Genomic DNA, 19,722 nt, shown 5'->3' with positions numbered 1-19,722 from the left:
CCCTTCCTACACGAAGGGGGCTTTTTTTGAGTCACGAAATTTTCGCAATGCGATTTCCTATGCTATACTTTCGCTATATAGAATCACAGGAAAGCAGGAATATATATGAAGAAAAATCCATTTGTCATTTACCTCTTAATGTTTAATATGTTTATCATAATGGCAGGTATTGGATTGATTGTACCGATTATGCCACGCTATCTCGAAACGTTCGGAGCTGCTGGACAGGCGCTTGGACTGATTATTGCAGCGTTTGCATTTGCTCAATTTGTGTTTTCACCTATCGCTGGAGACCTCTCCGATAAATATGGACGAAAAAAATTAATCGTCATCGGTCTAGCTCTCTTTGGTTTCTCTCAGTTATGGTTTGGAATTGCTACACATGAATGGATGCTTTATGCTGCACGTTTCATTAGTGGGATTGGTGGAGCCTTCCTGATTCCACCTACAATGGCGTTTGTAGCAGATATCACAACATATGAAGAACGAGGAAAAGGTATGGGCTACATTGGTGCAGCGATGAGTTTAGGATTTATGATTGGACCAGGAATCGGTGGCCTATTCTCAGCAATAAGTCTAAACTTCCCGTTCTATGTTTCAGCGGGAACCGCGATTGTTGCCATGATAGTTTCATTATTCGTATTACCTGACATCCGTAATAAAGAAGTAGCGGCGCCAGACAAAAAACGCGAAAATATCGTACAACAAATGAGACGATCTTTTCATACTCCATATTTCGTCATGTTGCTCATCATCTTCGTATTTTCATTTGGTATTGCGAATTTCCAAGCAACGTTTGCTCTTTACATGAATTACAAATTTGACTTCACGCCAGAGCAAATCGCAATTGTTCTGACTGCTGGTGGATTTGTTGGTGTTGTCATTCAGATGTTCTTGATTGATCGTCTATTCAAGCGCTTTGGTGAAATGGGGATTATTTTAAGTAGCCTGGCATTTGCTGCTGTAACACTCTATGGCATGTTATTTGTGAATCAATTCTTCAGTATTTTATTGGTCGCTACATTATTCTCAATTGCTGTAACTTTAATTCGACCAGCTGTTAACACGGTCGTATCGAAACTTGCAGGAGCCGAGCAAGGATTTGCAGCAGGGATGAACAATGCTTATATGAGTCTTGGTAATATGGTAGGTCCAGCGTTAGCGGGAATTTTATTTGATTTTGATTACAATTTACCGTTCACTGTCGGTGCCATCGTCTTGTTAGGTACATTCTTTATGACGTATATTTGGATGAAGAAAAAAGACATCAATCTGCAAGCAACACAAACAGAGCATGGTCCCCTTTAAAAGGTACCATGCTCTTTTTCATTGCTTGCCATCTCAACAAAACTTGCAACTTGAGGAAGTTCGAATGCGGCCTCATAGCCAATCAACCATGTGTCGCGCGTCAATTCAAATGCTGGATCTTCATGATTGAGTGGGATTTTATTGATTTGATCATAATCTGATAAGGTAATAGATGGCAAAATCGCATAGCCCAAACCATTTAGTGCCATTTGTTTACACGTTTCGATTTGATCGACTACAATTTGTTGTTTGGGTGTCATAGAAAAGTTTTTTTGCCACCATTGCTGGATTTCTTGGTAATAGCTCGAATCACTTTTAAATTGGATAAATGGTTTATTGGATTTTTTTACTTCTTCCAGTGATGTCATGTCCTGGTCGACTAAATAAAGCGTATCTTTGAATAGATGAATCTTTTTCCCTTTCCATTCTGTTTGTCCTCGTACAATTCCAATATGTGCTTCACCTTCAACAAGTGAACGAACAATTTCTGAACTCCACCCGGTGTGAAGAGAGATTTTGGCTTCTGGATACGTTTGAACATATTTTTTCAACACCGTTGGGAGCCAGTTTTGCCCCACAATCGATGCACATGCTATTTTTAGCGTTCCGTGCACTTTTGACGACAACAACTGAACTTGTTCCATCGCCAATTCTTTCTTTTGCAAGACATCTTGACTAAATGCGACCACAATTTCTCCAGATGGTGTGAGCATTAACCCTTTTTGAGAACGAATGAAGAGTTGTGTTCCCCACTCTTTTTCGATATTTTGCAAACGAAGTGAAAGTGCTGGCTGTGTCAGAAACAGCTTTTCAGCGGCTCTGCGCATGTTCTGCTCTTTTGAAAGGATAGAAATGATTTCATAATCGGAATACACATACATTCCTCCTTAATTTGACATATAAAAAGACCCTATGCAGGGTCTTTTGGCTATTCTAATGACAAATACAATTGTTTTTTTAGTTGTTTCATAACCACACGTCGCGTCATAATACCAAGGAAAGTATCTTCATCATCAACAACACAAACATACGGATGATTAATCAACAAATCTAGTGCACGTTGAAATGTATCACATTCATAGATTTTGACAAAATCCCGTGTCATGACATCGTCTACTTTTAATGTCTCTAGCCGCTCGTATTCAATCCGGTCTAGACCTAATATTTCATCTGTAATTTGTTGAACACTTATCATACCATGCATTCGATATCTCATATCAAGTACAGGTATAGAAGAATAGCCAGTCTTGGTCAGAACAAGCAAAGCGTGCTCTGTATTATTTCCGATTTGGACATGTGCTACTTTATCAGATGGAATAATGAAGTCTTTGATCGGCAGCTTAAGAAAATCTCTAGAGCTAACTGATAGCATTTCGATCTACTCCTTTTTTCTGCTCTTTCATCATATCACAGAAAAAAATGGAATACGAAACATTCGTCAAAACGGATGGCTATTTAACCATTGCCCACCGTCTAATGTCACTATCTCCCCATTCATATACTCCGCTTTATCTGATAAAATAAAGTTCGCAAGCTCTGCAATTTCTTCAGGTTTTCCTAAACGACCTAGTGGAACAGATTTTAACGTGCGCTGGGCAGCTTCTTGTGACTCCCACAACTTGTCCGCTCCACCAGTCCGCTCAATGGGCCCAGGTGCAATTCCATTGACACGTATGCCGTACTTTGTCCCCCATTCAACAGCCAGTGTACGCGTGAGTGACATGACTCCCGCTTTGGCTGCCGCGGAGTGAATAACACCTGCACCTGCTCCCCATGCGTATGTAGCTAACATATTTAAGATAGACCCTTTTTTATTATTTTCAATCCAGTAATTTCCGACAGCATGCGAACAGTAGAAGGTTCCATTCAAAACGATATCTATAACAGCTTTCCACCCATTTGGACTTAATTTCTCAGCAGCTACCAAAAAGTTTCCGGCAGCATTATTTACTAGCCCGTCGACACTCCCAAATCGCTCTACTGTGAACGCCACCATAGCTTTTGCATGCTCAGGATCCCGCACATCCATCTGGAAACTATCAATTTCTCCAATAGATGAGAATTCGTCTTTCACTCCATTTAAACGTTCTAAATCTCTGCCTGTAATAACTACATTGTGCCCTTCTTGAAGCAGTTTTTGCGCCATATATTTCCCCATACCCGATGAGCCACCAGTAATGATAAACGTTTTCCCCATATCTACCCCTCCAAATTGAATGAATATTCACTCATAATTCTACAGGAGAATGTAAAAGCTTGCCACTATTTTCTGGTATACTGAAAATAGGAGGTGGTTTTCACATGAAGTTATCCAAGGACCAACAAGTACAGATTGCCCAAGCACTCTATATTGTCAACCGACATGCTAAAACAGCCCAAGACAAAAAACCACTTTATCAACTAAAGCAAAACGTATTGAATAAACTTTTACATCAAAAGTATGCAAAAAAGGAAGGCTTACATTTTTCCGAGAATCCTAAGAATAGCAAACAGCACTCTACAACATTAGTCTCATTTGCTAACTATTTATTTCATATACCATCCAGTGCAGATGATAAATTACTTCCTCATCTCGGTAAATTGGACTTTACTTACCAAAATCCAGATGTGAAGATGAGTCTCTTTCAAGCAAAACAAATACTTATAGAGTATGTAGGTACCCCTTCGACCACTTCAAAACGTAGTCCTTCTGAAAAAAAATTGCCGTTGCCGTTCAAATTAACGCCTTCTCCTTCAGAATATCGACGTACTCAAAAAAATCCATTCAAAAAATAAAACAGTTCCTTCTCTTTAGAGTTAATCAAAGAGAAGGGACTGTTTTTTTTACCACTGTGTTTTGTAGTATCGAATAATTGCTTGAGTGCCTTCCTCTTCGAACCCTTGCTCAATCAGCTCGTCATAAATAGACTTAGCGCGCGCAAGTCCAGGCAGATCTATATTCATACGAGAGGCTTCATCTAAAGCGATGCCCATATCTTTGACAAAATGTTTGATGTAAAATCCTGGTGCATAATCTTCAGCTATCATTTTTGGACCTAAGTTTGTTAATGACCAAGAACCTGCTGCTCCTTGCGTAATCGATTCAAGTACTTTAGAAAGGTTAAGGCCTGCCTTCTTTCCGTATGAAAGGGACTCACAAACCGCAATCATAGTAGAAGCAATGGCGATTTGGTTACACATCTTTGTATGTTGTCCTGCGCCGGGCTCCCCATGATACACAATATTCTTGCCAAATAACTCGAAGACTGGCAATAGATCCATCACCGTCTTTTCATCTCCACCAATCATAATGGAGAGCACACCATCACGCGCTCCAATATCTCCGCCTGAAACAGGTGCATCTATTACTGTAAATCCTTTTTCTTCGCCGACTTTTGCCAACTCTTCAGCAAGTTGAGGTGTAGACGTTGTCAGATCTATAAAGGTAGTAGCTTTAGCAGATTCAAATAATCCATTTTTTTCTTTGTAAACTTGTTGGACATCTTTTGGATACCCAACCATTGTAAATACAATTTCGGATTGGTTTGCAACTTCTACGGGCGTTGCATACCAGGCCGCGCCTAACTCGATAAGTTCATCTGCTTTTGATTTTGTTCGTGTATAAATATGTAGGGTATGTCCTGCCTTTAGTAAATGCTTGCAAATGCTTGCTCCCATTACACCCGTACCAATAAACCCTATATTCATCATAAGTCCCCTTTCAACCAACGTATTTCTTTAAGTATACACTACAAAAAAAGAGAACCATTCAATTGCTTGAATGATTCTAAAAAGGGGGAAATGAGAATGTTGCTGTGTTCTTTACTAGTATTTCCACAGAGCGTATGTATTAAACCTATTTTTCAAGATTTTTTTTAAATTCTTTATAGTATTCATTAATGAGTTGATCTAATTCTTCACTTAGTCGAATAGTAGATTCATCAGTTAGACCTTTTTCAGATGCACATTGAATCATGTCCTGTCTGACTTTTTCCATTCGTGTCATTAACCCATTTGTCATTGTGCACCTCCCATCCACTTTTTAACAGTGTACACTATTTGGAAATCAGATTTCAATTAAGTTCTCTGCATTTCACTCCAAATAAATTTCACTTTACCTCCAGGATACGCTGTACCAATAAAATGTTTGAAATCTGGACGCTGAACTAACTGTTCACGTAGTTGTAAAAATTCATCTTTCGATAGGATTACTTCCTTCAATTCTCCTGATTTTAATTGCTCAAAACGTTTCATACTACACCTCTTGACTTATTTTTAGAGTTTTCCCTTTACGTAGCCTTCTGTTTAAGGCAAACTGTGAGTATAGAGAAGGGGGATTTTTAGTTGAAAATTGCTGAAGTTGGAAACATCATAGAATTTAAAGATGGATTACAAGGAATCGTTGAAAAAGTGAATGAAAATTCTGTTATTGTTGACTTAACGTTCATGGAGAACTTTGATGAACTTGAAATGGAAGAAAAAACAGTCATAAACCATAAACGTTACAAAATCATTCACGGCTCCGAAGATCAATAAACCGCCTGACCATTATGGTTTTGCGGTTTTCTTTCTTCCTATACTTATGAAAGGAGAATACAGTTGCAATCACTACAATTTTATAAGGTTTTCATAATTCTTGCCATAGCCTATAGCTTATTTTATTTTACATTTCAAAATGCCTCAACATTTTGGTACTTTTATTCGTTTACCATTCTATTTTTGATGGGTGTTTCACTACTATACGCTAAAATTGAAGATGAAGTACAGACGCTTGAGTATCTTTTGTTAGGTGTTGGGTATGGAACACTTACTTATTTGTTTTTTGTAGCAAGCTATTGGCTACTAGATGTTTCTCCGTTCACATCCGTGAGTGAGATTCATCGATTTTTAGATCGCTATGGACCCACGAACATCTGGCATTTCATCTTACTATTTTTTATTATCGCTCCAGCAGAAGAATTCTTTTGGAGAGGATTCGTCCAACAGTATTTAAAGAAGTACCTTCCTACGTTTTATGCTGTGCTTGCAGCAGCCTTTTTATTTGCCGGAGCACTAGTAGTGGGAGGCTTTATTTATGGTGCTATAGCAGGACTAGTTGTAGGTATACTCTGGGGGTTCCTCTACGAATGGAAGAAAAGTATGCCTTTATTAATTGTAACGCATAGTACAGCCCTCGTTTTATTGTTTCTCATATTACCAATTCAATGAAACATTTAATCAAAAGGCTCGTCTACTAAAGTAAAGGAGTGATGAAAATGAAGGGAATTAAGGTTTTCGCCATTACACTCGCACTTATTCTATTATTAGCTGCATGTGGAACTTCTGAGGAAACATCTTCTACTGAAACAGAACAAGAAACAGAAGAAGCAACATCTGGCTCTGAGGAAACTTCAACGGATTCTGAAGAAGGATCTACTGAAGAAGAGGAAGCAACGGAAGATGAAGGTACGGAAGAAGTGACAATTGGTGAGCGAGTCAGTAGTGATAATCAACCATTCTCTATCGAAGTAATGGAAGGGTACACATTGACTGCTGAAGAGCCGAATCGTGATGTACTATTCTTTGATGAGAATGATTCCGTGTTTATGCGGATTGAAACATTTGCGAAAGAAGAAGCTGACCGAACAGCACTTGTTGACACACTAAAGCAAACTGTCCAAGCTTCCGATAGTACTGCCACTTTAATGGAGATTTCTACTCCTGCGAAGCTCCCAAATGTCGATATGCCTATTGGATATGAAATAGCGGTAGAAAATGGGAAGGTGACGGGTTATGTGTTTGAGACAGAAGCACATATGGTTCGTGTTATCATTTATGATGTAAGTGATGTTATGAAGACCGGTGATTATCTCGAAATGCTCTCAACACTTCAATCAAACTAAAAGAAAAGCACCCTCCGGTTTAAAACCGGTTGGGTGCATTTTATTCTGAAAGATTTTTTATGGAAAGTCCTAGCTTTCTCAATAATGTTGTTAATGTTTGCTTTTCTTCAGAGGTTAAAACATTTAGCAACTCAACAAGTTGAATCTCGTGTTTAGGGAATAGCTCTTCCATAAAGGCTCTTCCTTGTGGTGAAATTTCAGCGTATGTTACACGACGATCTTCCTCACTCGCAATTCGATTAATGAGTCCTCTACGCTCCAACTTATCCACTACATACGTAATCGATCCACTCGCTAACAATATCTTACTTCCAATTTTTTGTAATGCTTGTCTCCCCTTGTGATACAGCAGCTCCAACACTGCAAATTCTGTTGGATTCAGACCATTATCTTGAAAAAATTGATTTGTAGATTCATGAAGTACTTTGTGAGATCTAGAAAGTACAATAAATAACTTGAGAGCTTCTAAACGCTCATTTTCAGATACCATAATTTGTCCCACCCATCTCCATTTACGCTGAGTACAATTATAGAGGGTAAGGAATAAGATGTCAAAATCAGTTCTTTACTACACTAGGAAAATAGAAATAAAAACTTGCGCCTCCAGCTAAGTTGTTGGCTACTTCGATTCTCCCCTTCATTTCTTCCATTACGCGTGCAGCATGGGCAAGCCCCAAACCTGTACCACTCTTCTTAGTCGTGAAGAATGGATGGAAGTATTGCTGTAAGTTCTCTAAATCTATCCCAGTTCCCTGGGTCATGAATACTTATCTCTGCCTCTGAATGCGCATAGTATTATTTTCCTATATTGTCGACAGGGTCTGCCTGATAGAATAATAAGGATGAAAGGAAGATTCCATGAACATATTATTAACGACATTAAATGCAAAATATATTCATACAAACTTAGCCATTCGACACCTTAAGGCTTATTCTGAAGATGAGTTTTCGATTCAGTTAAAAGAATTTACTATCAAGGACCCTACACTCGCTATTGTAAGTGAGATTCATCAATACAAGCCTGATGTTCTCGGATTTAGTTGCTATATTTGGAATATCGAAGAAACGCTAAAAGTTGTGGCTATGTATAAGTTGATTTCTCCGCAGACTACAATCATATTGGGTGGTCCTGAAGTCTCCTATGACACAAATCATTGGCTAAAAAATCATCCTGAAGTAGATTACATTGTAGTTGGAGAAGGAGAAGAGACATTTAAACAATTTCTCCAGTATCAGTCGGGTACTCGCGAACTTGAAGAAGTTGCAGGCATTGCCTATATGGTGGATGGCAGATTTAAGATGCACGCTCTACCTGCTAAATTGGACCTTCGTACTTCCCCATCTCCTTACCGTGACCCAGCCGATATTGCAGAGTTAGGCAAACGTGTGACTTATATCGAGACTAGCCGTGGATGTCCATTTTCATGTCAATTCTGCCTATCATCCATTGAAGTAGGCGTTCGTTACTTTGCACGTGAGCATGTCAAAGAGGATATCCGCTACTTGATGAAAAATGGCGCTAAAGTAATTAAATTTGTCGACCGGACTTTTAACATCTCTCGAAGCTATGCTATGGAGATGTTCGAGTTCCTCATTACAGAACATCAACCAGGTGTAGTGTTCCAATTTGAGATTACAGCAGACATTATGCGTCCCGAAGTAATTCAATATTTGAATGATCATGCACCTAAGGGTTTATTCCGTTTTGAAATCGGTGTGCAATCAACAAATGATCACACGAATGATTTGGTGAAACGTCGTCAAAATTTCGAAAAGTTAACGCGTACTGTAACGATGGTTCGAGATGGTGGCAAAATTGATCAACACCTTGATTTAATCGCTGGTCTGCCGGAAGAAGACTACAATTCTTTCCGTAAAACGTTTAATGATGTGTTTGCACTTCGTCCAGAAGAATTACAATTAGGGTTTCTGAAATTATTGCGAGGAACCGGATTACGAATTGATGCTGAAAAATATGGCTATCAGTATGTAGATCAGGCGCCTTACGAAATTGTAGGGAATTCTGTATTATCCTTTGATGAAATTATAAAAATTAAACAAGTAGAAGATATTTTAGAAAAGTATTGGAATAGTCAAAAGTTCCAGCGAACAATCGAGTATCTTGTAACGCATAGTTTTGAATCTCCATTTGATTTCTTCCAAAAATTTGGCGGATATTGGGAAGGTCATAATTGGTCTAGAATTGGTCATCAGTTCGATGACTTGTTTACTCGGTTGCAAAGCTTTCTACTATCAGAAAATCTATGGGACGATGCGATTTTGTCTGAAATGAAATTCGACTATCTCGCCCATCAAAAGTTTATTCCTCGCAGTGTTTGGTGGAACGAGACAATCAATCAGCAACAACGTTCAGAATTGTTACATGAGGTTTTACGAAGTCGGGAAAACTATGATTACCTCGTCACCAATCAGATATTCGAGCGTGAACTTTTCAAAAAAGCGTTTGTTACAGAAATGATGACAAATGATGGGATAGCTCCAATTCTATACTTTTTTGATACACCACATGTACATTTTGAAGCCCGAACAGAAAAAAAACCAGTTTCCTAAAAAGGAATCTGGTTTTTTATTAGCCAATAATTACGCGCTCTTTTGGATAATGGAATTTGGTTGAATTCGATTTACCTCCTAGAGTGAAAAGGAACGAGATAATGCCGACTCGCCCTATAAACATTAGCAACATGATTGTCACTTTTCCTACGGTCGATAACTCATCGGTAACCCCGAGTGACATTCCACACGTTCCAAACGCACTTGTAATTTCAAAGATCAGCGCGGGTATTGGAATAGTTGGTTCTGTAATTGTTAAAAGAATTGTAGCAAAAATCACCATCATTGCCGCAAGCAATATCACTGCATAGGATCGGAAAACATCAATTAAATGAATTTCTCGACCAAAGATTTGAATTTGGTTCTTCCCTCGTGAAAAGTTAATTAAAAATAATAAGGCAATCGCAAATGTTGTTGTTCGTATTCCTCCACCCACAGAGCTAGGAGAAGCTCCGATAAACATTAAGAAAGACATAAAAAAGTTTGTTCCTTGATTGAATAATTCCACATTCATCGTTGTGAGTCCACCTGAACGCGCAGAAACAGAATGAAAGAGTGCACCAAAAACTGCATCATGCCAACTTAAATAGCGGAATGTATTAAAATATTCGATGATAAAAATTCCGATGGCTCCGATTATCAACAATGCACCATATGTAACTGTAGTGATTTTAGTAAAAAGAGAAAAGCGGAACGTCTTATTTTTATTTGATAAAAACTCTTTTACTTCGATTAAAACAGGGAAACCAATGGCGCCTAAAATAATCAAGAGCATATGGATAGTTTGCACAAAGTAATCACTGCGAAAGGCTTGAAGTGAATCTCCATTTATATCAAATCCACCGTTTGTAGTTGCTGAAATAGTAGAAAACACACCATTTAATATGGCAAAACGTGTATCGTCATAAAATTGCATAAAATAAAGCGATAGAATAATAGCTCCAACCAATTGAATGAGAAGAAGAATTTTCACAATTTCTCGAATCAACTTGACGACTCCAGCTAATGTTGGTTGGTTATGGTCAATCATAATTAACTGTCGTTCACGTAATCCGATTTTTTTTCCTGCAAGCAACCAGATAAACGTACCGATTGACATAATACCAATACCACCAAGCTGAAGAATCATCATAATAATGACGTAACCAAATGAAGTGAAAGTATCTGCAATATTTACTGGTGAAAGGCCTGTCACGCTGACTGCGCTAACTGCTACAAATACTTTGTCAATAAACGATAAACTTGCGTCTACTTCTTTTACTCCCGGTAAAGAGAGCAGTCCTACAGAAATCGCAATCGCTATAAAGTAATAGGAAACAATGATTTGTGCAGGAGTAAAACTTTTAGTAGATGGAATAGGTACTTGTTTCATGCTTATGTCTCCTTTCTCCTAGTATAGAAAACTGATGAAAAAAAAGATAGGAATTCTCCTATTTTTTTCTTTTACGCTTCTACTTTTCGGTTTTGTCGAACACCAAGCAAATAACCACCAACTGCAATCACTACTAGTACAGACCAGAAGATAAGTTTCCATTCTGTCGAGTGTGGGAAGTGCTCATCAAGAATTTGAATATCCGGATGTGACAGTGTAAGAACCAATAGTTTCACTCCTACCCAGCCGACAATCAAGAAAGCAGCAGTTTCAAGGGAAGGAAACTTTGCAAGTAGCTGAACAAACTTATGTGCAGCAAAACGCATAATAATTAATCCGACTACCCCACCGAAGAGCATAACAGCAAATTGGCCACCGTTGATCCCACCAATTACACTATTGCCGACTTCAGGAAGTGTAACAGCAATCGCTACAGCTGCTAGCATCGAATCGATTGCAAAAGCGATATCGGCCAGTTCTACTTTTAATACAGTCATCCAGAATCCTGAGCCTTTTGTTTCAAGTTTATGCGTGTCCGCTAATTCTTCCTTGTGCCTTCTTTGATCCCATATATGTTTTATGGAAATGAAAAGTAAATAAGCTGCTCCAAGTGCTTGCACCTGCCAGATATTCACTAAGAATGTGATTAGGAATAATGCAGCGAATCGGAAGATAAAAGCTCCCATTAATCCATAAAACAAAGCTTTCTTTTGTTGCTCTCGTGGTAAATGCTTTACCATTACGGCCATCACGACTGCGTTATCAGCAGCTAAAAGACCTTCTAACAAGATTAGTACAAGAAGTACCCATCCATATTCTAATAGTATTTCCATCTCGCTCAGTCCTTATTTTTTGAAACAAAAAAGACCTATGCCTAATAAAAGGCAAAGGTCTTGCTAAGCAGATGTAATCTACCATTCATAACCAATGGCACAAGCCACGAGATGACGACTATGAAATAGGGTCTCCCCTAAAGCTACTCCCCTTTGACAAAGAGTCAAGGTCTATTTTGTTATGGGAATAGTATAGCATATCCACTTTTTTTGTAAACAAAAATTATACAGGATGGTTAGACTTTCTTCTCGTCTCGGTATCTAAGAAACTATAGATGATTGGGACGATATAAAGTGTAAAGAATGTGCTCGATGCGAGACCTCCGATTACAGCTATTGCCATCGGTTGGTTAATCTCCGTTCCTTCGCCAATACCCAGAGCTAATGGTACAAGACCGAGAATTGTTGTTAATGCGGTCATCAATATTGGACGAATACGATCTTTAGAACTTGAGACAATTGCTTCATAAGAAGGAATGCCTTGCGCTTTTCTTGAGTTAATCGTGTCTACTAATACAATTCCATTATTTACGACTATTCCGACGAGTATTAACACACCAATTACTGCCGGAATGCTAAGTGGTGTTGATGTAACAAATAATCCTATCCCAATACCTATAATGATTAATGGAACAGTAAATAATATGACAAATGGATACTTAAACGATTCGAATTGAGCTGCCATAACCAAGTACACTAAAACAACTGCCAAAATAATCGCCATTATCATGTCTGCCGCTGCATCTTCCAACAACTCACGATCTCCACCAAACGTGACTTCGACAGACTCAGGTAGTTCTGCGTCTGCAATAATTTGATCTACACGTGCAGACATATCGCCTAATGTTTGACTAGATGCATACGTTAAATTGACAGTTACAGCGCGTTGTTGATCGACTTGACGAATTGAAACAGGTGAAGACACTGTTGAAATATCTGCTATTTCATCAAGTGCTACGAATCCACCAGATGGCGCACGCAAATTAAAGTTTGCAAGTTCTCCTGCTGACTCGTACGTATTGTCTGGATACTGAGCAAAGACACTAAACACATCATCTTGCTCGGTGACAATTTGCGTGGCAAATACACCACGAGTTGCATCTGTAACGGTCTGTGCAACTTGCGCAGGTACAAATCCATAATCGAGAGCTTGGTCTCGATCAATTGAAATTACTACTTCATCTACAGTTTCAGATAAATCACTTGAAACTTCCGTCACAAATTCATCCTCTCGGATGTCAGACTCTACTTGTGCTACGGCTGCTTCTAAAGCTTGATTATCCGACGAAGTCATTCTAAACGTTAATGAGTTCGGTGTTGATCCTGCTGCTGTCTGAAGTGCAAATTCTACTTCAGCACGCTCTCCTATTTGTTCCTCTACAACCGGTTGTACTTCATCAACAAAAGCAAAGACAGAGCGATCTCTCTGATCAAGTTCTGTTAATTTCACATAAATCTCGGCTTCATTTTGTGAGCCTGATCCTTGAGATTGACCTTGTTGCGTGCTGCCGATTAAAGAAGTATAGACTTCTACATCCTCTTGCTGTTTAAATAATTCTTCTATCTCAGTGACAACCTCTTCCGTAGCATCCACAGAAGCTCCGTTCGGAAGTTCTACTTGGACGGTCACAAATCCTTCATCTGTAGCAGGTAAGAACTCTGTTCCTACACGGAATAAGCCAAATACAGAGAGAGCAATTAGAATTGTCGTAACTCCTACTAACACAAAACGATTTCGTAGTGCCCATTTAATTGATTTTTCATAATTATTGTATGTGCGCGAGCGTCTTCTTTTTGCTTCTATATTACCTTTAGGTTTTTTCAATAGAAGACTTGCCGCCATTGGAATAATAGTTAATGCGACTACTAAAGATGCAAATAAACTAAAGGATATCGTTAAAGCAAACTCTGTAAACAACTGGCCAATTAGTCCAGACAAGAAAATCACTGGTACGAATACTGCAATAGTTGTTAAAGTAGACGCTGTAATCGCTCCAGCCATCTCCTTTGTACCTTCAAGTGCTGCTTCTTTTCTATCTTTTCCTAGACCCATATGGCGTTCGATATTTTCAATAACGACAATAGAGTTATCCACAAGCATTCCAATTCCTAGTGCGAGTGCTCCGAGTGTCATGATATTCAAAGAGAAGCCGGTAAAGTACATCAATACAAACGTTACGACGACAGAGTACGGAATAGCAGCACCTACTATGATAGGACTCCGTATACCTCTTAAGAAGGCAAACAATACTAACATCGCAAAGACTGCACCAAATAGGAGAGACTGACCGATATTATTAATCGCTAATTTTACATAATCTCCTTGATCAAAAAGTATATTGGCTTGAACATTTTCATACTCTGGTTGACTCAATAGATCATCTAAATTTTCTTGGAAGTTCGTTGAAACACTCGCTGTATTCGCACTGGATTCTTGGAAGACCGATACTAAAATCGCTGGCTCGTCATTCGCTCGAGTGATTGTTGATTGATTTCGCTCACCAATTCGGACGTCCGCTACATCATCGACTGTAATTGATTCACCATCTAGTGGATTCACAGTAATCGCTAGAGCAGCCACATCTTCAGCAGAAGTCACACTTGAAACAACGCGTGTCGTTAAACTTTGGTTATCTTCTGTTTGAATGGGTTCCCCTGGTAACGAGACATTGGATACTTGAATCGCTTGTACAACGTCTTGCAAAGTCAGCCCTTGTTCTTCTAATAGAGCAGGATCTGTATCAATTAAGATATCTTCCACTACAGTCCCTGAAATACTTACACTTGCAACTCCTTCCGTTCGTAAAAGTTGCTGTTCGATTTCATCTGCAAGGTCTGCAATATTTTCTTCTCCTGTCGAATTGATGGCAAGTTGAATGACAGGAAATTGTGCTGGATCAAACTTTAAAAAACGTGGTTGCTGTGCACCTTCAGGTAAAGGGACCAAATCAATCCGTTGTAATATATCGAGTTGCACATCGTCAATATTTGTAGACCAGTCAAACTGAAGCAGGATAAAGTTTGCACCTTCTTGTGAGGTGCTACTTACCGTTTCAATACCTGGAAGCGTACTGAATTGGGATTCAAGCGGTCTTGTTAATTTTTCATTCACCTCAATAGGTGAAGCACCTGAATAATTTGTAACGACTACACCGATTGGTGGATTAAGGTTTGGGATTAACGTGACGGGTATGCGTGTTAAAGACACACCTCCCAGTATGAGAATGACCAGCATCGTGACCAATGTAAAGACTGGTCTTCGAATTGAAAATTTACTAAGGTTCATAAAACGGACTCCTTCCAAGTGCATTACTTTAATCATAGATTTATTACGGGAAGATTACAAATTGGAGTACTTGAAAGAGAAAAAAAACGAACAACTTCGTCAAAAGTTGTTCGCATTTCTTATAATAAGTTGTATAACTTTAAATGTTCGTATTTATCTTGGAACCAGCGCATAGCAAAATCATTTTCAAACAAGAATACGTAACGGTCAAAACGATCGCGCACTAACATACTCCGCGGACCTGTCATTGACTCTTTTACTTCTTCTTCATTTTCAATCCACCGGGCTACTTTTGAACCAATTGGTTCCATCCGCACTTCAACATTGTATTCATTCTTCATGCGATGCTCAAATACCTCGAACTGTAGTTGGCCTACCGCTCCAAGAATTACATCTTCCGTATGCAACGTTTTGTAGTACTGGATAGCCCCTTCTTGTACTAACTGAAGAATCCCTTTATGGAAGTGTTTAGATTTCATTACGTTTTTAGCTGTGACTTTCATAAAGAGCTCAGGTGTGAACTGTGGAAGCTTCTCAAATTCAAAAGCTTTCTTCCCACCGACTACGGTGTCCCCAATCTGGTAGTTCCCCACATCATACAAACCGATGATGTCTCCAGCAACTGCTGAATCCACCGTTTCACGGTCATCTGCCAAAAACTGAGTAGACGATGAAACTTTAAAAGATTTTCCAGTTCGAGCTAATGTCACGTTCATGCCACGCGTGAATTCTCCAGATACGATTCGTACGAACGCAATCCGGTCACGGTGTGCAGGATTCATATTGGCTTGAATTTTAAACACAAAACCAGCAAAATCAGTTGAGTCTGGCTCAACAACTTCTCCATCATTTGTTAAACGCGCTTGTGGTTTTGGTGCAAAATCTAGATAGGTCTCTAAAAATGTCTGAACACCAAAGTTTGTTAAAGCACTTCCGAAGAATACCGGTGTAAGTTCTCCTCTTCTCACGCGCTCTTCATCGAAGTCATTTCCGGCCTCAGCTAAAAGCTGAATATCTTCCATTGCTTGCTTATAATAAGAAGTTTCTTTCATTGGATGAGCATTTACGAGCTCTCCCTCTTGATCTACTTCTAAAAAGCGGTCTTGTTCATCCGTTCTGAACTGTTCAATTCGATTGTTGTAGCGGTCGTAAATTCCTAAGAATTCTTTCCCCATCCCGATTGGCCAATTCATTGCATATGAATCAATTTCTAGGACTTCTTCGATTTCCTCCATTAACTCTAATGGTTCTTTTCCCTGTCGATCGAGCTTATTGATAAATGTAAAGATTGGAATTCCACGCATACGACACACTTTAAATAGTTTTAGTGTCTGTGCCTCGATTCCTTTTGCGGCGTCGACAATCATCACTGCGCTATCGACAGCCATCAACGTGCGGTAAGTATCTTCCGAGAAATCTTGGTGACCCGGTGTATCCAGTATGTTAATTCGGTTCGAGCGGTAATCGAACTGCATCACGGATGAAGTAACAGAAATCCCACGTTGCTTTTCAATTTCCATCCAGTCGGATGTCGCAAACTTTCCAGTCTTCTTTCCTTTGACTGTACCCGCGTCACGAATCGCTCCACCAAAATAAAGTAGTTTTTCAGTCATCGTCGTTTTTCCAGCATCCGGGTGAGAGATGATGGCAAATGTCCGTCTTCTTTGTATTTCTTCTTTTGTATTCATTGTATATTCTCCTTCATTTTTGCCTATCTAATCATACGTATTTTTGCCGTATATAGCAAGTTACACTAATGGTGAGAGACAATACTTTTCTAGGAGTTGATACGTTGCTGTGATAGATTTTTCATGAGTTCGTTCATACGCATGTGAAGATTCAATACCTGCACCACACAATGCATGCTTCACGTCCACACCTGCAGACACAGCAGCAGAGGCATCAGAAGCATAATAAGGATAGATATCTACTTTATAAGGTATGTCGTTTTCTTTTGCCAAATTAATGAGGTGAGAAGTGAATTCGTAATGATAGGGACCAGAGCCGTCTTTTGCACAGATCGAGACCGTATACTCATCTGAAGATTGACCATCTCCAAGTGCCCCCATGTCTACAGCAAGATATTCCTGTACTTTAGCAGGGATTGACGAGTTACCGCCGTAGCCGATTTCCTCATTTGTAGATATATAAAAATAGGTATCGACCGGTAGCTTTTTGCCTTGTAACGTTTCAGCTAATGTGAGGAGTAATGCAACACTCACTTTATCGTCTAGATGACGTGATTTAATGAATCCAGAGGCTGTCTTCGTGAAGCGTGGTGCAAAACTGACGAAATCGCCTACAGCTATTCCAAGATTTTCAGTATCTTGACGAGAAGTCACGACTTCATCCAGACGCACTTCTATAGTGTCATCCGAACGTTCGGTTTGACCCGATTTTGTATAAACATGAACGGATGATTGATGCATTAAAATCGTTCCAGAATATTCTTTACCGTCCCGAGTATGAATGGTACATGTTTCGTTTTCAACAGAGTTCCATATAAAGCCACCCACCTTAGTGAGTTTCAAACGTCCATCAGACTTCACTTCTTTCACCATCGCCCCTAAAGTATCTACATGAGCCGTAAGTAGACGCGCCTGTGTTGTATTTTCTCCAGGAAGTTTGATTAATAAGGATCCTTTATTTGTATGTTCAATTTCATAGTCTAATCCCTTCAAATAGGTAGTAACCCATCCCATGATTTTATTTGTATAACCCGTTGGACTTGGAATTGTAACTAATTCTTCAAGTAATACATATACTTTTTTCATGACGTACCCTCCATTCGTTGCTTCTCCAATCATACCAGAACGTATAGTCAACCGATATAATTCCTGCTACACTTCTTGTAGCACCATTCTACTACTCTGAAAGGAGGCTACTATGGATAAACAGCGTCAACTACAGCTTCGCATTCGCTATTTTGCGAGTCTAATTTGTATATTTGTTATCATTCATACTATATTTGCACTTTTTCATTCTCAAATACATTCCATTTATTTTTATATTTATTCTATTATTTACGTTTGTTTTTTAGTCGCACTGATTCGATTAAAGAAATTACCCAACTGGGCCCCGTATTTGTTTATTGTGACGCTGAATTGTTACATCATGCTCGAGTATACAACTGAAATGACATATTCTTATGTGATTTTTCTAGCGTATCCGATATTCATCGCGACATTTTTTCAAGTCTTCCCTGTCATTTTCCTTGTTATCGCGGTTACATATGTAGAACTATTTTTTATCTTTACTCAGCTCTCAAGCAATTTCTCCAATCAACTGTCACGGCATGATGTTGAACTGGTATTGTTCTTTTTCTTCATGTTGTTGAGTACAACGATCCTCTATATGTGGGTCGAGAGAAAGATTCTTCAGTCTATCAATTCTCAAAACAGTTTGATGAAAAATCAGCTATTGAGTCAAGATGGCTATTTACGATTATTTTTTGATACTGCAAAAGACGGCATTGCCGTGTTCGACCTTTCAAACCGTTTAATCGACTTGAACCCTGCTTTCGAAGAATTGTATGGCTACTCAAGAGAAGAACTTCTCGGTCGCGAAATCTTTTTTGTGTCACAAGAATCTGAGGCTGCCGCTAGAGAACGGACTGAAAAGATTCGTCAAGGAAATGTCTTTCATTTTGAAGCAACAGATATGAGAAAAGATGGCAAAATGATTGACGTCCTGCTCACACTGTCTCCAATTCATGATAAACGTGGCAAAATCATTGCAATGTCTGTAATTTCCAGAGACATTAGTTTTAAAAAAGAGACTGAAAAATTGAAATTGCAAACAGAAAAACTGCAATTAGCTGGTGAAATTGCGGCGGGTGTTGCCCATGAAATTCGGAACCCGATGACAGTTATATCTGGCTTCATTCAAATGATGAATTCAGATAAAAATTCACCCAGTTACCGCTATACGAAATTGATTGAAAGTGAAATCAAGCGGATTGAATACATCGTGAGTGAATTTTTACAACTCTCTAAACCCTCTCCTTCGTTAAATGAACGATTCTTTTTAAGATCTGTATTAAACGATGTAGTAAGTTTATTTGGACCAAACTTAGATTCTTCATCAATCAAACTCCACCATAAGTGGAACGCGCATCACATGTGGTTACGGGGAGATGAATCCCATGTTAAACAAGTATTTATAAATATTATTAAAAATGCTATTGAATCTATTGAAAGTTCTGGTGAGATTCATATTTATAGCTATTCAAAGAATCATGAAGATTATATCGTCGTGATTCGAGATACGGGCACAGGAATGACGGAGGAAGTTTTAGAAAATCTCTACAATCCGTTTTATACGACTAAGGCGGAAGGAACGGGCCTTGGCATGTTAATCAGTGAAAAGATCATGGCAGATGTAAACGGGAAAATTGAAGTGGATTCTGTATTAGGAAAAGGAACGACCTTCTTCCTACACTTCAAAAAAGTATCCCCTCCTGAAAATGAAGAAAGCTAGTCCGAATGAATT

Annotated in this window: 20 protein-coding genes; 7 read left to right on the top strand and 13 right to left on the bottom strand. The window is 38.9% G+C overall.

Annotated features, from left to right (window positions below):
• Nucleotides 1-105 precede the first annotated feature (105 nt).
• Nucleotides 106-1,308 (top strand): MFS transporter, encoded by a 1,203-nt coding sequence (locus ACF3OH_RS05085; RefSeq protein WP_392456087.1) that lies wholly within the window; start codon nt 106-108, stop codon nt 1,306-1,308.
• Here the strand turns inward: ACF3OH_RS05085 and ACF3OH_RS05080 are convergent.
• From ACF3OH_RS05080 to fadH, 3 genes are all read right to left on the bottom strand, one after another.
• A complete protein-coding gene (locus ACF3OH_RS05080; RefSeq protein ID WP_338032414.1) occupies nt 1,305-2,183 on the bottom strand; it encodes a LysR family transcriptional regulator in 879 nt (292 codons plus the stop codon). The genes ACF3OH_RS05085 and ACF3OH_RS05080 overlap by 4 nt on opposite strands.
• A 53-nt stretch (nt 2,184-2,236) precedes the next feature.
• Complete coding sequence (cbpB, locus tag ACF3OH_RS05075) at nt 2,237-2,680, bottom strand: cyclic-di-AMP-binding protein CbpB (protein WP_392456086.1); 444 nt, start codon at nt 2,678-2,680, stop codon at nt 2,237-2,239.
• A gap of 66 nt (nt 2,681-2,746) precedes the next feature.
• A complete protein-coding gene (gene fadH, locus ACF3OH_RS05070; RefSeq protein WP_392456085.1) occupies nt 2,747-3,505 on the bottom strand; it encodes a 2,4-dienoyl-CoA reductase in 759 nt (252 codons plus the stop codon).
• 104 nt (nt 3,506-3,609) lie between these two features.
• Between fadH and ACF3OH_RS05065 the strand changes: the two genes are divergently transcribed.
• Complete coding sequence (locus ACF3OH_RS05065) at nt 3,610-4,083, top strand: YkyB family protein (protein WP_392456083.1); 474 nt, start codon at nt 3,610-3,612, stop codon at nt 4,081-4,083.
• 48 nt (nt 4,084-4,131) lie between these two features.
• Here the strand turns inward: ACF3OH_RS05065 and ACF3OH_RS05060 are convergent, their stop codons facing one another.
• From ACF3OH_RS05060 to ACF3OH_RS05050, 3 genes are all read right to left on the bottom strand, one after another.
• The gene (locus ACF3OH_RS05060) at nt 4,132-4,998 is read right to left on the bottom strand and encodes an NAD(P)-dependent oxidoreductase (protein WP_392456082.1); all 867 of its coding nucleotides are present in this window, start codon (nt 4,996-4,998) and stop codon (nt 4,132-4,134) included.
• Between the two features lie 145 nt (nt 4,999-5,143).
• On the bottom strand, nt 5,144-5,308 hold the full coding sequence (locus ACF3OH_RS05055; RefSeq protein WP_204588911.1) for an aspartyl-phosphate phosphatase Spo0E family protein: 165 nt from the start codon (nt 5,306-5,308) through the stop codon (nt 5,144-5,146).
• A gap of 56 nt (nt 5,309-5,364) precedes the next feature.
• On the bottom strand, nt 5,365-5,541 hold the full coding sequence (locus ACF3OH_RS05050) for an abortive phage infection protein (RefSeq protein ID WP_392456080.1): 177 nt from the start codon (nt 5,539-5,541) through the stop codon (nt 5,365-5,367).
• Between the two features lie 90 nt (nt 5,542-5,631).
• Between ACF3OH_RS05050 and ACF3OH_RS05045 the strand changes: the two genes are divergently transcribed.
• From ACF3OH_RS05045 to ACF3OH_RS05035, 3 genes are all read left to right on the top strand, one after another.
• Nucleotides 5,632-5,823: a DUF2187 family protein gene (locus tag ACF3OH_RS05045; RefSeq protein ID WP_204588909.1), complete on the top strand. Its 192-nt coding sequence runs from the start codon at nt 5,632-5,634 to the stop codon at nt 5,821-5,823.
• Nucleotides 5,824-5,886: 63 nt separating this feature from the next.
• Nucleotides 5,887-6,495 carry a type II CAAX prenyl endopeptidase Rce1 family protein gene (locus ACF3OH_RS05040; protein WP_239584741.1) on the top strand — a complete coding sequence of 203 codons (609 nt, stop codon included), beginning with the start codon at nt 5,887-5,889 and terminating at the stop codon, nt 6,493-6,495.
• A 47-nt stretch (nt 6,496-6,542) separates the two neighbouring features.
• Nucleotides 6,543-7,169 carry a hypothetical protein gene (locus ACF3OH_RS05035; RefSeq protein WP_392456078.1) on the top strand — a complete coding sequence of 209 codons (627 nt, stop codon included), beginning with the start codon at nt 6,543-6,545 and terminating at the stop codon, nt 7,167-7,169.
• A 40-nt stretch (nt 7,170-7,209) separates the two neighbouring features.
• Here the strand turns inward: ACF3OH_RS05035 and ACF3OH_RS05030 are convergent, their stop codons facing one another.
• A complete protein-coding gene (locus ACF3OH_RS05030) occupies nt 7,210-7,659 on the bottom strand; it encodes a MarR family winged helix-turn-helix transcriptional regulator (RefSeq protein WP_392456076.1) in 450 nt (149 codons plus the stop codon).
• Between the two features lie 67 nt (nt 7,660-7,726).
• Nucleotides 7,727-7,930: an ATP-binding protein gene (locus tag ACF3OH_RS05025; protein ID WP_204588906.1), complete on the bottom strand. Its 204-nt coding sequence runs from the start codon at nt 7,928-7,930 to the stop codon at nt 7,727-7,729.
• A 97-nt stretch (nt 7,931-8,027) separates the two neighbouring features.
• On the opposite strand from ACF3OH_RS05025, the gene ACF3OH_RS05020 reads away from it, so the two are divergent.
• Complete coding sequence (locus ACF3OH_RS05020; RefSeq protein ID WP_392456075.1) at nt 8,028-9,740, top strand: B12-binding domain-containing radical SAM protein; 1,713 nt, start codon at nt 8,028-8,030, stop codon at nt 9,738-9,740.
• Between the two features lie 19 nt (nt 9,741-9,759).
• On the opposite strand, the gene ACF3OH_RS05015 is transcribed toward ACF3OH_RS05020, so the two are convergent.
• The 5 genes from ACF3OH_RS05015 to ACF3OH_RS04995 all read right to left on the bottom strand — a co-directional run bounded on the left by ACF3OH_RS05015 (nt 9,760) and on the right by ACF3OH_RS04995 (nt 18,005).
• Nucleotides 9,760-11,112 (bottom strand): TrkH family potassium uptake protein, encoded by a 1,353-nt coding sequence (locus ACF3OH_RS05015; RefSeq protein ID WP_204588904.1) that lies wholly within the window; start codon nt 11,110-11,112, stop codon nt 9,760-9,762.
• A gap of 71 nt (nt 11,113-11,183) precedes the next feature.
• Nucleotides 11,184-11,945 carry a TerC family protein gene (locus tag ACF3OH_RS05010; RefSeq protein WP_392456074.1) on the bottom strand — a complete coding sequence of 254 codons (762 nt, stop codon included), beginning with the start codon at nt 11,943-11,945 and terminating at the stop codon, nt 11,184-11,186.
• Between the two features lie 223 nt (nt 11,946-12,168).
• Complete coding sequence (locus ACF3OH_RS05005; protein ID WP_392456073.1) at nt 12,169-15,231, bottom strand: efflux RND transporter permease subunit; 3,063 nt, start codon at nt 15,229-15,231, stop codon at nt 12,169-12,171.
• A 119-nt stretch (nt 15,232-15,350) separates the two neighbouring features.
• Nucleotides 15,351-16,919 carry a peptide chain release factor 3 gene (locus ACF3OH_RS05000; protein WP_204588901.1) on the bottom strand — a complete coding sequence of 523 codons (1,569 nt, stop codon included), beginning with the start codon at nt 16,917-16,919 and terminating at the stop codon, nt 15,351-15,353.
• Between the two features lie 60 nt (nt 16,920-16,979).
• Nucleotides 16,980-18,005 carry a M42 family metallopeptidase gene (locus ACF3OH_RS04995; protein WP_392456071.1) on the bottom strand — a complete coding sequence of 342 codons (1,026 nt, stop codon included), beginning with the start codon at nt 18,003-18,005 and terminating at the stop codon, nt 16,980-16,982.
• A 112-nt stretch (nt 18,006-18,117) separates the two neighbouring features.
• Here ACF3OH_RS04995 and ACF3OH_RS04990 point away from each other — a divergent pair, with 112 nt between their 5' ends.
• On the top strand, nt 18,118-19,710 hold the full coding sequence (locus ACF3OH_RS04990) for a PAS domain S-box protein (RefSeq protein WP_392456070.1): 1,593 nt from the start codon (nt 18,118-18,120) through the stop codon (nt 19,708-19,710).
• Nucleotides 19,711-19,722 lie beyond the last annotated feature (12 nt).

Origin of the sequence: Chryseomicrobium aureum (assembly GCF_043182735.1) — a bacterium.
Lineage (GTDB): Bacteria > Bacillota > Bacilli > Bacillales_A > Planococcaceae > Chryseomicrobium > Chryseomicrobium aureum.
The sequence above is the reverse complement of the archived record's forward strand: the minus strand, read 5'-3'. Positions and strand labels throughout refer to the sequence as shown.

Bases quoted from the DNA above. Each gene is read 5' to 3' on its own strand.
- ACF3OH_RS05085 (WP_392456087.1), top strand. From the start codon at position 106: ATGAAGAAAAATCCATTTGTCATTTACCTCTTAATGTTTAATATGTTT.
- cbpB (WP_392456086.1), bottom strand. From the start codon at position 2,680: ATGCTATCAGTTAGCTCTAGAGATTTTCTTAAGCTGCCGATCAAAGAC.
- fadH (WP_392456085.1), bottom strand. From the start codon at position 3,505: ATGGGGAAAACGTTTATCATTACTGGTGGCTCATCGGGTATGGGGAAA.
- ACF3OH_RS05065 (WP_392456083.1), top strand. From the start codon at position 3,610: ATGAAGTTATCCAAGGACCAACAAGTACAGATTGCCCAAGCACTCTAT.
- ACF3OH_RS05060 (WP_392456082.1), bottom strand. From the start codon at position 4,998: ATGATGAATATAGGGTTTATTGGTACGGGTGTAATGGGAGCAAGCATT.
- ACF3OH_RS05055 (WP_204588911.1), bottom strand. From the start codon at position 5,308: ATGACAAATGGGTTAATGACACGAATGGAAAAAGTCAGACAGGACATG.
- ACF3OH_RS05050 (WP_392456080.1), bottom strand. From the start codon at position 5,541: ATGAAACGTTTTGAGCAATTAAAATCAGGAGAATTGAAGGAAGTAATC.
- ACF3OH_RS05035 (WP_392456078.1), top strand. From the start codon at position 6,543: ATGAAGGGAATTAAGGTTTTCGCCATTACACTCGCACTTATTCTATTA.
- ACF3OH_RS05030 (WP_392456076.1), bottom strand. From the start codon at position 7,659: ATGGTATCTGAAAATGAGCGTTTAGAAGCTCTCAAGTTATTTATTGTA.
- ACF3OH_RS05025 (WP_204588906.1), bottom strand. From the start codon at position 7,930: ATGACCCAGGGAACTGGGATAGATTTAGAGAACTTACAGCAATACTTC.
- ACF3OH_RS05020 (WP_392456075.1), top strand. From the start codon at position 8,028: ATGAACATATTATTAACGACATTAAATGCAAAATATATTCATACAAAC.
- ACF3OH_RS05015 (WP_204588904.1), bottom strand. From the start codon at position 11,112: ATGAAACAAGTACCTATTCCATCTACTAAAAGTTTTACTCCTGCACAA.
- ACF3OH_RS05010 (WP_392456074.1), bottom strand. From the start codon at position 11,945: ATGGAAATACTATTAGAATATGGATGGGTACTTCTTGTACTAATCTTG.
- ACF3OH_RS05005 (WP_392456073.1), bottom strand. From the start codon at position 15,231: ATGAACCTTAGTAAATTTTCAATTCGAAGACCAGTCTTTACATTGGTC.
- ACF3OH_RS05000 (WP_204588901.1), bottom strand. From the start codon at position 16,919: ATGAATACAAAAGAAGAAATACAAAGAAGACGGACATTTGCCATCATC.
- ACF3OH_RS04995 (WP_392456071.1), bottom strand. From the start codon at position 18,005: ATGAAAAAAGTATATGTATTACTTGAAGAATTAGTTACAATTCCAAGT.
- ACF3OH_RS04990 (WP_392456070.1), top strand. From the start codon at position 18,118: ATGGATAAACAGCGTCAACTACAGCTTCGCATTCGCTATTTTGCGAGT.